Here is an 11,888-nt window from a genome sequence, read left to right on the forward strand (position 1 = left end):
ATGGTCACCATATGGTCACCCGAAGTTATAATCAGATAAATTATTAACAGAAATAATCTGTTTAAACTGAAAAAATACCCCAACATTAGGGATATTTTTAGATGGGTGGCTAGAGGGAATCGAACCCTCGCCAACGGGACCACAACCCGCTGTTCTACCATTAAACTATAGTCACCATATAAGAAGTTGAAAGTGGAAAGTTTATAAAGTTATAACGTCATGTAGAAATAACTTTATAACTTTATAAACTTTATAACTTTTAACTTTCTTTGTGTCCTCGGTAGGAATCGAACCTACATTAAGAGATTAGAAGTCTCTCGTTCTATCCATTGAACTACAAGGACAATAAAATGAAGTCTCTCGTTCCCTACCTGTCGGCAGGCTAGTATTCATTGAACTGCAAAGACGTAGTTATTTTCCGTGAACACTTGTTTACCCCGTCATAGCTCTAAAAGAGCGTCGACGGGAAGAACGTAGACTGGACTAAAAATAGCACCAAAGCCTCTATTTGTCAATCATTGTAACTCTATCTTTTTCGTCTTTGTCGTCCATGAAATGCCTGATATACATCTCGTAACTGATTGTCTGTAATATGAGTATAAACTTGAGTTGTGGTAATTGAGGAATGACCAAGCATGGCTTGTACTGAACGTATATCAGCTCCGTTTAAGAGCAGATCAGTAGCATAACTATGTCGTAAAGTATGTGGAGTTACTTTTTTCATAATACCTGCTAAACGGGCGTAGCGTCCAACCAGTCGTTCAATAGATCGTGAAGTAAGTGGTTTGTCACTTCCCTCATTTATTTTACTTTGCCCCACAAAAAGATGTGGGTTCGTATCATGACGAGAATCAAGATATTTTTTTATCCAATGCCTGGCCGTTTCTGACAAAAATACTAAACGTACTTTGCTACCTTTCCCCCGAACCGTGAATTCTGGTTTTCCTAGATTAATATCATCAATTTTTAATTTAGCGAGTTCACTAACACGAAGTCCTGTTGAAAAAAGAGTTTCCAGTAATGCTTTATCACGTAAGCCTTGTTTTGAATCAATTGTTTCTTGAAGTGGTGCTTCTAATATTTTTTCAAGATCATTGCCTTCTAAAAATTCAACTTGGCGTGGCATTTGTTTTGCTAACTCAATTTTATCAGGTTCCAAGGTTTTGACATCATTCTTAATTAAATATTTTAGAAAAGTCCGCAGGGCAATTAAATGATAATTTTGAGTATTTTTTTTTATATTATCAGTACCACGGGACGGCAAACGATTTAGATGTAATCGATATTGATGAACCAGTAGTTTTGAAATTGCTTCTGGTTTATTAACTCCACGTTCTCGAGCAAAATTGGCAAATCTTCGTAAAAAGAAGCCATAATTACGAAGAGTCATTTTTGATAGACCACGATCAACCTCAAGATATTCAAGAAAATCTATAACTGCCCGTTCCAAGGGAGACATTTTTGAGGTGTTTATTTGAGGCATTCTAATATTATACGACGTCTTGATTTTTATTTCAATTTATAGTACTATAGGGGAGTTAAAGGTCATAAAGTTAAATGTTATAAGGTAATTTACTTTATAACTTTATAACTTTTTAACCTTACAACTTATTAACTATCTCCTTACCTCTTTCTTGGAATAAGCGTTTGTCGCACTTTTTCTCAGATAGTGGTGGACAATTACTATGTTAGACAAAAAAGCTAAGCAGCGGCTTATTAACCGCTTTAAGGTTCATGAAACTGATACCGGTTCGCCTCAGGTTCAGATTGCAATTCTATCTGAAGAAATCACCCAGTTAACTGATCACTTAAAAATGCATAAACAGGATCACTCTTCTCGTCGTGGACTATTACGAAAAGTTGGTGAACGTCGTCGTTTACTGCGATACCTCCAACGTGAAGATGAAAAGGCCTTCATGGATATTGCCGTTAAGCTCAAATTACGTATTGCAAAAAAAATGATTGCTGAAGAAGAAGAACGCAAACGGATTGAAGCTGAAATCATGGGCGATCAATTGCCTGAGGAAGACGCAGAAGTAGTAGTAGAAGAAAAATAATAACCGGAAAGCGGACTTCTTGTCCGCTTTTCTTATCTATATGATGAAACACAAAGATCAACGAGTAGGCGTTTTAATCGACGTCTCAAATATGTACCACTCGGCAAAAAATTTATATAAACGTCGAGTGAATTTCAAGGAAGTATTGAAAGAAGCTGTAGCAGGTAGAAAATTAATTCGTGCTACTGCCTATGTTATTCGTGCGGAAAATGATGAAGAGAATAATTTTTTTGAAGCCTTAAGTCAACAAGGTTTTCAAGTTATTATTAAAGATTTACAGGTCTTTACGGGTGGTGCCAAAAAAGGTGATTGGGATGTTGGAATTGCCGTTGATTCAATTAAGCTAGCTGAGAAACTTGATGTCTTGGTCTTGGTTACTGGTGATGGTGATTATTTGCCCCTCGTTACCTATCTACAAAACACTCAAGGCTGCTTAGTTGAAATTATGGCTTTTCGACAAACAACTTCCAGTCGTTTAATTGAAGAAGCTGATGATTTTATCAACTTGAGTGATAGTAGAAAGTTTTTGATTGGAAAGTGATCTTTAGATCATCTGGTCCCGGATCAAGTCCGGGATTCCGGGATCTCGTCTAATTATTAATAATTAATTAACAAGCTGGCCGTTAAACAGATAGCACTGTGGAATAACCATAGTCCTGTAGTTTAATGGACAGCTTATCTATAAGTATGTCTAACAAAGAATATGTCTATACCTGCGATTGGCAAGGCCGACCGCTAACTTTTAAAACTGGTCGTTTGGCCAAACAGGCTGATGCAGCTGTCACTGTGCAATATGGTGATACGGTTGTTTTAGCTACAGTCGTGGAATCTCCATACGAGCGTGAGGGAATTGATTTCTTTCCTTTGATGGTGGAATTTGAAGAACGTTTATACGCTGCCGGAATTATTAAAGGTTCTCGTTGGATTAAGCGTGAAGGACGTCCTTCTGATGATGCAATTCTAACAGGACGTATGATTGATCGTTCAATTCGTCCATTGTTTAATCAATCACTACGTCGAGATGTTCAAGTAGTGATTACAGTTTTGTCAGTTGATCGTGAAAATGATTATGATGTTGTTTCTTTGGTGGCAGCTTCTGCCGCCTTGGCAATTTCTGGTGTTGAATGGAATGGACCAATTGCTGGTGTTAGAGTGGGACGAGTTAATGGTCAGCTAATGGTTAACCCAACCTATAAAGATCGTGAAGGCAGTGATCTTGATTTAATTGTTGCCGGAACAACTGAGCGTGTTGTTATGATTGAAGCTGGTTGTAATGAAGTTAGTGAAGCAGATATGTTATCTGCTCTATTAGCAGGGCAAGCTGCTTTGGCACCAGCTATTGATTTGATAAAGAAAATGAAAGCTGAGGTTGGAATTACAAGTAGCAAAGCGAAGGCAAAGGTTGAAAAAGTTGATGAAACAAAAGATGCAGTTTTGGCTGATGCCACACAGTGGTTAAAAGAAAATTGTAAGAATATTTTATTCGATACTGTCTATTACACAAAAGGTGAACGTAAGGCTGCTGTGACTGCAATTAAAGAACAGCTTGATGCCTATTTAGCTTCAAAAGATGTTGAACCAAGCCTCCGTGATGTAGCTATAAAAAAATTAGTTGAAGCCGCTGTTGAAGCTGAAGTAACTCGGGGTATTCTTGAAGAAAAACGACGTGTTGATGGTCGTGCTTTAAATGAAATTCGTCAGTTATTATCAGATGTAGAAATGCTGCCACGAAATCATGGTTCAAGTTTGTTCTCTCGTGGTGAAACTCAGGTAATGTCTATTGTAACTCTTGGTGCACCTGGTGATGAACAATCATTAGAAGGCCTTGAAGGTGAAAGTAAAAAGCGCTACATGCATCATTATAATTTTCCTTCATATTCTGTTGGTGAAGCCAAACCAAGTCGTGGACCAGGACGTCGTGAAATTGGACATGGGGCCTTAGCTGAAAAAGCGATTGTGCCATTACTACCTTCCAAAGAAGAGTTTCCCTATACAATTCGAGTAGTGAGTGAAACATTGGGTTCAAATGGCTCTTCATCAATGGCTTCAACTTGTGCATCAAGTTTAGCCTTATTTGATGCTGGTGTGCCTTTGAAAAAAGCAGTAGCTGGTATTGCTATGGGCTTAGCTTCAAATGAAGATATGAGTCGCTGGGAAGTTTTGACTGACTTACAAGATTTAGAGGATGGAAATGGTGGAATGGATTTTAAAATAACTGGAACTAAAGATGGTATTACTGCCATTCAACTTGATACAAAAACAATTGGTTTGGATAAAGCGATTATGGAAAAAACATTAGTCCAAGCCAGTGAAGCGCGTATGCAAATTCTCGATGTTATGAATACTGCGATTGCTACTCCTCGTCAAGAATTATCTCAATATGCTCCTCGTATTACTACTCTAACAATCGATCCAGAAAAAATTCGTGAAGTTATTGGTTCTGGTGGAAAAGTGATTAATGAAATTATTGATGCCTGTGGTGTTTCCATTGATATTGAAGATTCAGGTTTGGTCATGGTTTGTGGAGTAGATTCTGAAGGAGTAAAAAAAGCCATTGAATGGATTAATAATATTGTTCGTAAGTTTGAAGCCGGTGAAATCTTTACAGGGAAAGTTGTTCGCTTAATGGACTTTGGTGCGTTTATTGAATTAGTTGCCGGACGTGATGGAATGGCTCATGTTTCTGAGTTAGCACCGTATCGAATTAGCAAACCCAGTGACTTTTTGCAGATTGGTGATATAGTTACAGTAAGGATTAAGGAAATTGATGAAATGGGACGTGTTAATTTAACCTTAAGAGGCATAGCTGAAAATGAACATTTGTGGAAAGACGAAAAAGGTAAAGACACTGGTGAAGGAAATTCTGATCGTCCACCTCGTCGCGAATTTAACTCGCCTGCCGACAGGCATGGTGGTCCACGTCGCCCTCGTTTTGGTGGGCGCTAATATATAATTATATGCCAGAGCAATCAATGCGTTTTACCTTAACGACTTCAAGTCTAATTAGAATCATTGTTGTTTTGTTATTACTATATTTTGCTTATTTAATAAGTGATATTTTAGTGCTGTTGTTTACGAGTATTATTTTAACGAGTGCGATTGATCCTTGGGTTGATTGGATGCAGAAAAAAGGCATACCACGGGCTTTAGGTATTTTTATCATTTACGCTATTTTACTAGGAGCTGTTGGTGTCTCAGTTTATTTAATTATTCCACCAATTATTACTCAGTTTGGACAGTTGGTGCAAGATATTCCGGCGCGACTTGATCAGTTGAATACTTACATTGCAAGCTTCAATAGTTATACATCTGGTAGCAGTTGGTTTGATAATTTGAAATCTTCTTTTTCAAACTCAGCTACGGCAATACCTCAAGCTACCAGTAGTATTTTCTCAACGGTCTTTAATTTTTTTGGCGGATTATTTTCTTCAATTATTATTTTAGTGATTAGCTTTTATCTATTAGCAGAGGAAAATTCTATCAGAAAATTAGTTTGGTCAGTGACGCCTGAGAAAAAACAGAAGTATGTGATGGATGTGTTGACCAGAATGCAAAAGAGAATTGGCCTTTGGATGCGTGGTCAGTTAATTCTCTGTGTCTCTATTTTTGCCTTAACCTATTTGGGTCTTTCAATTCTTGGGGTCAAGTATGCCTTGATTTTGGCAATCATTGCTGGCTTTACCGAATTTATTCCCTATCTTGGACCAATCCTTGGTGCAATCCCTGCAGTATTTTTGGCTTCAGGACAATCAATGACTATTGCTTTGTTTACCATTATTCTCTATGTTATTATTCAGCAAATTGAAAATAACTTCTTGGTGCCAAAGATAATGCAAAAAACTGCAGGCCTAAATCCAATTATTAGTATCGTTGTGTTAATGATTGGTTTTTCAATTGGAGGTATTCTTGGTGCCTTGTTGTCAATACCGGTAGCGACTGCTGGTATGGTGATTGTGGAAGATATGCTTAACAAGAAATATACATTAAGTGGGAAGTCATCTGAGGAATAATATTGATGGATGGAAAAAGACACGTCACTACGACGTGTCTTTTTTTGTAAAGGTTAGTATTTCTTGTTTAGATAATAGTCTAAAGTATGTGCAGTGATTTATTAAGGCTATTGATGGGGCATGCTTGAATCCTATATATAGTAACTTTTTACCTAGACTTTTTATTTTTTGAATAGCAGGAATTAGATCTGTGTCTGAGGATAATAATAGTGCCGTATCATAATAATCTTCATAGGCACCAACTAATAAATCAACGGCAATATTCACATCAACACCTTTTTCGTGATAAACGCCATTATTTTTCATGAGATATCCTTTGTGAAGTTTGATATTTTGATCTAAAAGGGTATTGAAAAGAGTTAGTTGTCCTTGATGTATTTTTTTGGTTTTCTTGTCATGTTGATTCAATTGTACAGCGCCTACATAATAATTAATATCAGTTAAAATTCTGTTTTTTGTAAGGTACTTAGCGAGACCTCTATAGTTAAACTGACTTGTATGAGAAATATAAAGATTCTTTAGTTTAAAATATAGATTACTACCATCAATATAAACAATAATTCTTTCTTCTTTTTTCATATAATGAAAAACCCTCACGATGGTCATTAAGACCAAGGTGAGGGTTTTTGAACCCCTGTGGTGCCCTTGCGGTCAGTCTAGGGGGGATTAGTAAATGTATGTATTACTACTTAAATCTGTATTTATCTGGATAAATAAAGTATAGCAAAATTAAAAATGCTGTCAAGAGAAAATTATAATTTAATCTTAGATAAAATTTCTGGCAGTAGTTTTTCTATCTGTTTTATTTCGTCATCATTAAAACGTTGCAAGACAAATTTATCACCGGGAATATTTTTTCGGCTTTCATTGTTAATGCCAATACGAATACGTTGAAAGTTTTTGGTTTTCAGGTGATCAATAATTGATTGCACTCCGTTGTGACCAGCGCTTGAGGAATTACTTGCCACTTTATACTTCCCAAAAGGCACATCAAGTTCATCGTGGATAATTGTTAGCACAGCTGTTAAGTCACTGTCTTTTTTTGTTCCAAAAATAGTGCGAGGTAGTAGGTGGTAGTATCGTAGGAGCTTTGCGGTAGTTTCTCCTGAGAGATTCATAAAGGTTTGTGGCTTAACTAACACATAGTCAGTTCCTTTGGCAATCAAGGCTTTGTTTTTTGTATCTTCTTGCCAGGAAAGATTATGTTGACGTGCTAATTCATCAAGGACCATAAAGCCGATGTTGTGACGGGTAGATTCATATTTTTTGCCTGGATTACCAAGGCCGATGATGAGGTTCATAGTGTGAATATATTCTCATTTTAGTATAAAGCAAAATATATATAATAGAAAGGTAATAAAAAACCGCTAACCTTGTTATTTGGTTAGCGGTAATGAATTGATTATATTTCTTTTTTAAATCAATCTATGTAAATATATGCAATATTTTATAAATCTATGCAAATCTATGCATAAAATAACTGGTCTTACCTAAATGTATCCGCTGACAAATGTGATCGTGTGGGCCAAAGAGTCCATACTCTAGAGGAGAGAGATTTTATACTCTCCCGTATATTGTACAGGTCAGGGAGAGTGTAGAGTACAGCTCCCTGGCCTGATCTTTCTTGTCAGCGGGTATATTGAGGTAAGTTCTGTTTCGTCCTGTGCTTGTTTGCCCGAGAGGGTAGAGGCGTGGACTCATCAGTCAAGATTATATCTTGAGACAGAAGGAGCTTAACTAAGCATGCTAAGCTCCTAAAATACGATTATTTTGATCTTGTAATTTTCGAGACGTAGGTCCCTAAATTAGCAAGATCTTTTAGATCTTCTATTTCTTTGGGGTTTACAACCCTAAAGTTTTTTAAAGATCTTTCCTTTCCTGGTTCCCCAGTATAAGGTGAGTCGCAAACATGATAATCATACCCACTCATAAAGGGTAATATCACATTTTTTAACCACCGCTCTTGCCATTTGTTGGTTTCTTTTGAAAACTTTTGCCACCCCTTCTCATAAGCAGATAAGACATCTAGGGCTGTGTATCCTATCTGTCTTATATTTTCAGCTATAAACTCATTCGAGATCTGAATCTCGAATGGCTTAATAATCAGGCTACCATAGCCTGAAAAATCGCTAGACCACCACCCCATTTTTTCAGGGGGAGTTGATGACGAAAGACCATATATGACCGGCCTGCTATATTGTCTTAAACCGAGTTCATTTATGTTGAAGGAGTTTAGATACTTCTTATCAATTAAAGGGAATTTAATTCCGATTTTAATTAATATTTCCTTATCCGCTTCTAGGAGATGAACAGGTTCTGGCAAGAATCTGCATGTTATTTTTTTTGAATATTTTTCTGGAATAGTAATTAGACTATCCCATAAAACTTCACAGCCCCACATGTTGTGGTGGAACTTCCATATATGGGCTGTGCCGATTGCAAATACCCCTGTTCGTGTGTTGGGGAGTTTTACATATATATCAAAGATATTTCTTATATCTTGATATGATGATGGTTCAATCGGAAAAAGCTTTTGTATTTTTATTCCCATTTTTGTGTCCTTCCTTGATACACATTTTTATTTTAGAAAAAAGCCCCGATAGAATATTAACGATATAGTCTACCGTTCGCTTTTTTCTAAAATAATAAAGAGAATATCTTATTATTTTACATATTAAGTTATTAATGAATTAACTGTTTCGTCCTTTAGGACTCATCAGCACAGATACACATCTGCGAACAGAGAGAAGTTATCAACTAACGATAACTTCTCAATTATTTTAGAAAATATCACTGATTTCCCGGTCCTCCCAGGTAATTCCACCAGTTAATTTTTCGCCATCCCAGAAATAATAATGGGATACTGGCGAACCATATAGGCGTCCTGAGTAACCAGTACGGAAAATAGAATTTTCTGGAATCACAGCAATAATTTGTGATCCTGATCCCATTCTTCCAGCATCGCCTTGGGCAATCATACCTTGGCAGATAATTTCGCCCGGGAAGGGGAGAAATTTTATTTCATCACTCCTTTCCAAAGGTTGAGGATCGCGATCTCCTGTGTGAGAGTTTCCTCCCCTAAAACCGATGTCTGTGTAGAAAACTCCAATCATAGAGTTATCATTTACATTTTCGGTTTCAGAAACCACAAGTTTTGGTTTCCCAGACTTTGTTTTGGAAGTTGTGGCTGAGTTAATATTTATTTTGCCATTAATCTTCCATTCCTGGTACTGCAAATTAGTGAGCTGGACGGGTAAACTCCGCGTTCCCTACCCCGACCTTCTTCGCCGACAATAATTGCCGGAATTTCCAGGTTGGCTCCTTTAAGAAGAAGTTTTTTAATAACTGCCCCTTCGGAAACGGAACCAGAATTAATCGTGAAAATTTTCATTATTTCTCTCCTTTCTTTAATGCTCTTGCTTTATGTATAAGCGTGAGCGTTTATTATTCAATATGAACAACATATCGAATATAAATTTTAAATTATATTCAAAATGTTGTTCAGATTGAAATAGGAGATTCTGTTTCGCCGTTTTCGGCTCATCAGTCAAGATATACATCTTGATACAGAAAAGGAGCTTCTACATAACCAATATAGAAGCTCCTAAAAAACCCGTAGTTGGACACTTTGTGCGTAGCGACAGCACGGGCGGTCCGGTGAGAACGCCTGTTAATTTTTATGAATCGGAATTAGCTAAACCGATTGAAATCGATAATTTTAAGCAGCTTTTTTTGCCACTTTTTGATTATTAATTTCTGAAAGAATTACTGAGCAGTCGAAGACCGCCTCAATAATTTTTTTTACCCCACCATTGGCCTCAATGACCTTTGATGAGATTAAAAGTTTAACCTGATCGGCAGGTCTTCTGGACCTGTTGATCATTGACACTATTTCCGGTGTCAATAGGTTAAATATTTTGGAGGCGCGGTTCAAGGAACCCACGCCAATTTTTTTTGCCACCTTTATTGCTTGGTGGCTCGGGATATCAAAGGCTTCAATAGCCAATGACAAGGTTAAAACAAAAAAGCTTTTTGTATCACTCATATTTAGGCCCTCCTAAGACCTGTTTTTGATTATTTTTTGTTTTAGTGAGTCGGTGAGGGATCGAACCTCTTACTGCCGAAAATCATTCCGACTCATTGAAGCACATATTTACGTCTGACGACGAAGGAATCTGCTTTCCTTAGGCACACGTGTGTTGACCTTTTAAGCGCCATACCCGTGATACTTTCTTTTGCCCGTACTTTAACGTTGATGGCTGGGGTATAAAAACTACCCCTCTTCAACAACCGGAAATAGTCAGTTTCCGGAACTATACTGATGATCGATGACTAGTCGAGCTTTTCTTTCATTTCTTCCGATTCATCAACCATCATTTCGTTAATATTTAACTTCATGTATATGACTTTTTGGAAGTTGAAGTTTTTAATCATTTTCGATATGTTCACATTTTCTAATAAAGATTGAATCTTTATACCAGTCTCATTGACTTTGATATTCATTTCATTCATAAAGCTCTCGGTGCCGGGCAAACAGTTACCGGTATCGAGTGAATCCTGGATACATATGTATGTTTCAGGATGTTCCTTCATTATTCTAAGTAAATCTAAACCCGCTCTTTTTCGAGCATAAAGGTAGTCTTGCTGAGCTTTTTTTCTGAGGCCCTCGTGTAATATTTCTGATATTTTTTCTTCAGTTTTGCTGAAGAATTCAATAACTGAAAAATTCTGCTCAAAGTCAATCCATTCCGACAACTCGTTCTCGATCCACCACTTTCCATTCGCATACTCAGATCGTTTGGTTTCAATGAAGCATTCTATTTGGGAATTCTTTCTCTTAAAGAATATACCATTTCCAAGGCTTTCCCATCCGGAAAAAATTCCCTTTGTTTTTCTTGGATCATTTTCGTATTTTTCGTCAAATACCCCGTCTCTGTTACTATGTAGCCATACTTCTTTTTCTGGAACTTTGAATATACTTAGTTTCTTCATAAGGATATTATCATTTCCATCTGGTATTTGGTGCCGATACTGTCTCAAATCAATGAATCGCGTTGCTCTGAGTCCGTAAAATCCGAAATTAATTAACGCCCATTTTATTTCTTTTTTCTTTCCGTTTAGGTCATAGAGCGTATCTTCTATGACGGACACTTTAGGAATGTTATATCCACGGTCTTCATAAAGATTATTTTTCCAGCACCCCCAATTTACGAGGGTCTTTATTACTAATTCTGGATCGTGAGGTAAGAAAACTACCATTGTTCCATCTGTTAAAACTATAGGTTCTTCTCTGTCCATCCCCCCATGGCTAATAATTGGCATATAGCCGAATATTTCTTTGCCATTTTCAAGGACATGAACTACTTTTTTGTACTGCTGATCTCTTGCATCGGTTCGGTAAATACCGAACTGTATGTGGTCATTTGGTTCGTTAATCCACCCAGATCCCGAGTCTCCGGATCTTGATGTATAATAATCTTTTCCGCCAAAAAGCTCGTGAACTTCTTCACGATTCTTCTCGTATGAAAAAAATCTTTTTTGTTTCAATGAAAGAAGGATATCATCTACCCCTCCCCCGAATCCAAGCTGAAGTTTTTTCATTTCATTCCCGCTCCTCTGCGGGCTTTTTTAGTTTTAACAACACCCCGAACCACTACTCAGCATAGGGATAAATGAGTAGCAATCCGTTCGTGTTGCTAAAACTAAAGGAGTTTTGAGTAAGGCAATGAAATACCAACATAATGTATTGATGTAAGTATAATAAAAAGACTCTGACGCTCCGGTTTATAATCCCCGAACGTATAACTCGCCTTTTGCCTTT

At 37.1% G+C, this 11,888-nt stretch carries 12 protein-coding genes and 2 tRNA genes; 4 read left to right on the forward strand and 10 right to left on the reverse strand.

Annotated features, from left to right (window positions below; genetic code table 11):
- Positions 1 to 103: 103 nt before the first annotated feature.
- The 3 genes from IPN41_00705 to IPN41_00715 all read right to left on the reverse strand — a co-directional run bounded on the left by IPN41_00705 (position 104) and on the right by IPN41_00715 (position 1,483).
- A tRNA-His gene (locus IPN41_00705) sits at positions 104 to 176 on the reverse strand.
- Positions 177 to 272: 96 nt separating this feature from the next.
- Positions 273 to 344 (reverse strand) — tRNA-Arg (locus tag IPN41_00710).
- A 182-nt stretch (positions 345 to 526) separates the two neighbouring features.
- Positions 527 to 1,483, reverse strand: a complete 957-nt coding sequence (locus IPN41_00715; GenBank protein QQS60488.1) for a tyrosine-type recombinase/integrase — start codon at positions 1,481 to 1,483, stop codon at positions 527 to 529.
- A 202-nt stretch (positions 1,484 to 1,685) separates the two neighbouring features.
- Here IPN41_00715 and rpsO point away from each other — a divergent pair, with 202 nt between their 5' ends.
- From rpsO to IPN41_00735, 4 genes are all read left to right on the forward strand, one after another.
- Positions 1,686 to 2,057, forward strand: a complete 372-nt coding sequence (gene rpsO, locus IPN41_00720) for a 30S ribosomal protein S15 (protein ID QQS60489.1) — start codon at positions 1,686 to 1,688, stop codon at positions 2,055 to 2,057.
- Positions 2,058 to 2,097: 40 nt separating this feature from the next.
- Positions 2,098 to 2,598 (forward strand): NYN domain-containing protein, encoded by a 501-nt coding sequence (locus IPN41_00725; protein ID QQS60490.1) that lies wholly within the window; start codon positions 2,098 to 2,100, stop codon positions 2,596 to 2,598.
- Between the two features lie 146 nt (positions 2,599 to 2,744).
- Positions 2,745 to 5,003, forward strand: coding sequence for a polyribonucleotide nucleotidyltransferase (locus IPN41_00730; protein QQS60491.1), 2,259 nt, complete (start codon positions 2,745 to 2,747; stop codon positions 5,001 to 5,003).
- 11 nt (positions 5,004 to 5,014) lie between these two features.
- A complete protein-coding gene (locus IPN41_00735; protein ID QQS60492.1) occupies positions 5,015 to 6,067 on the forward strand; it encodes an AI-2E family transporter in 1,053 nt (350 codons plus the stop codon).
- Positions 6,068 to 6,094: 27 nt separating this feature from the next.
- Here the strand turns inward: IPN41_00735 and IPN41_00740 are convergent, their stop codons facing one another.
- The 7 genes from IPN41_00740 to IPN41_00770 form a co-directional block, all read right to left on the reverse strand.
- Positions 6,095 to 6,646 (reverse strand): NYN domain-containing protein, encoded by a 552-nt coding sequence (locus tag IPN41_00740; protein QQS60493.1) that lies wholly within the window; start codon positions 6,644 to 6,646, stop codon positions 6,095 to 6,097.
- Between the two features lie 173 nt (positions 6,647 to 6,819).
- Positions 6,820 to 7,368 (reverse strand): aminoacyl-tRNA hydrolase, encoded by a 549-nt coding sequence (locus tag IPN41_00745; GenBank protein ID QQS60494.1) that lies wholly within the window; start codon positions 7,366 to 7,368, stop codon positions 6,820 to 6,822.
- A 464-nt stretch (positions 7,369 to 7,832) separates the two neighbouring features.
- Positions 7,833 to 8,618 carry a hypothetical protein gene (locus IPN41_00750; protein QQS60495.1) on the reverse strand — a complete coding sequence of 262 codons (786 nt, stop codon included), beginning with the start codon at positions 8,616 to 8,618 and terminating at the stop codon, positions 7,833 to 7,835.
- A gap of 229 nt (positions 8,619 to 8,847) precedes the next feature.
- Positions 8,848 to 9,303 carry a hypothetical protein gene (locus tag IPN41_00755; protein QQS60496.1) on the reverse strand — a complete coding sequence of 152 codons (456 nt, stop codon included), beginning with the start codon at positions 9,301 to 9,303 and terminating at the stop codon, positions 8,848 to 8,850.
- The gene (locus tag IPN41_00760) at positions 9,267 to 9,458 is read right to left on the reverse strand and encodes a hypothetical protein (protein ID QQS60497.1); all 192 of its coding nucleotides are present in this window, start codon (positions 9,456 to 9,458) and stop codon (positions 9,267 to 9,269) included. The genes IPN41_00755 and IPN41_00760 overlap by 37 nt, the downstream gene beginning before the upstream one ends.
- A gap of 327 nt (positions 9,459 to 9,785) precedes the next feature.
- Positions 9,786 to 10,112, reverse strand: coding sequence for a hypothetical protein (locus IPN41_00765; protein QQS60498.1), 327 nt, complete (start codon positions 10,110 to 10,112; stop codon positions 9,786 to 9,788).
- Positions 10,113 to 10,399: 287 nt separating this feature from the next.
- A complete protein-coding gene (locus tag IPN41_00770) occupies positions 10,400 to 11,668 on the reverse strand; it encodes a hypothetical protein (protein ID QQS60499.1) in 1,269 nt (422 codons plus the stop codon).
- Between the last annotated feature and the right edge of the window lie 220 nt (positions 11,669 to 11,888).

The organism is Candidatus Falkowbacteria bacterium, assembly GCA_016699775.1.
In the GTDB taxonomy this organism is placed as follows: domain Bacteria; phylum Patescibacteriota; class Patescibacteriia; order Patescibacteriales; family Patescibacteriaceae; genus Patescibacterium; species Patescibacterium danicum.

Bases quoted from the DNA above. Each gene is read 5' to 3' on its own strand.
- IPN41_00730 (QQS60491.1), top strand. From the start codon at position 2,745: ATGTCTAACAAAGAATATGTCTATACCTGCGATTGGCAAGGCCGACCG.
- IPN41_00725 (QQS60490.1), top strand. From the start codon at position 2,098: ATGATGAAACACAAAGATCAACGAGTAGGCGTTTTAATCGACGTCTCA.
- IPN41_00770 (QQS60499.1), bottom strand. From the start codon at position 11,668: ATGAAAAAACTTCAGCTTGGATTCGGGGGAGGGGTAGATGATATCCTT.
- IPN41_00760 (QQS60497.1), bottom strand. From the start codon at position 9,458: ATGAAAATTTTCACGATTAATTCTGGTTCCGTTTCCGAAGGGGCAGTT.
- IPN41_00715 (QQS60488.1), bottom strand. From the start codon at position 1,483: ATGCCTCAAATAAACACCTCAAAAATGTCTCCCTTGGAACGGGCAGTT.
- IPN41_00750 (QQS60495.1), bottom strand. From the start codon at position 8,618: ATGGGAATAAAAATACAAAAGCTTTTTCCGATTGAACCATCATCATAT.
- IPN41_00765 (QQS60498.1), bottom strand. From the start codon at position 10,112: ATGAGTGATACAAAAAGCTTTTTTGTTTTAACCTTGTCATTGGCTATT.
- IPN41_00745 (QQS60494.1), bottom strand. From the start codon at position 7,368: ATGAACCTCATCATCGGCCTTGGTAATCCAGGCAAAAAATATGAATCT.
- IPN41_00735 (QQS60492.1), top strand. From the start codon at position 5,015: ATGCCAGAGCAATCAATGCGTTTTACCTTAACGACTTCAAGTCTAATT.
- rpsO (QQS60489.1), top strand. From the start codon at position 1,686: ATGTTAGACAAAAAAGCTAAGCAGCGGCTTATTAACCGCTTTAAGGTT.
- IPN41_00740 (QQS60493.1), bottom strand. From the start codon at position 6,646: ATGAAAAAAGAAGAAAGAATTATTGTTTATATTGATGGTAGTAATCTA.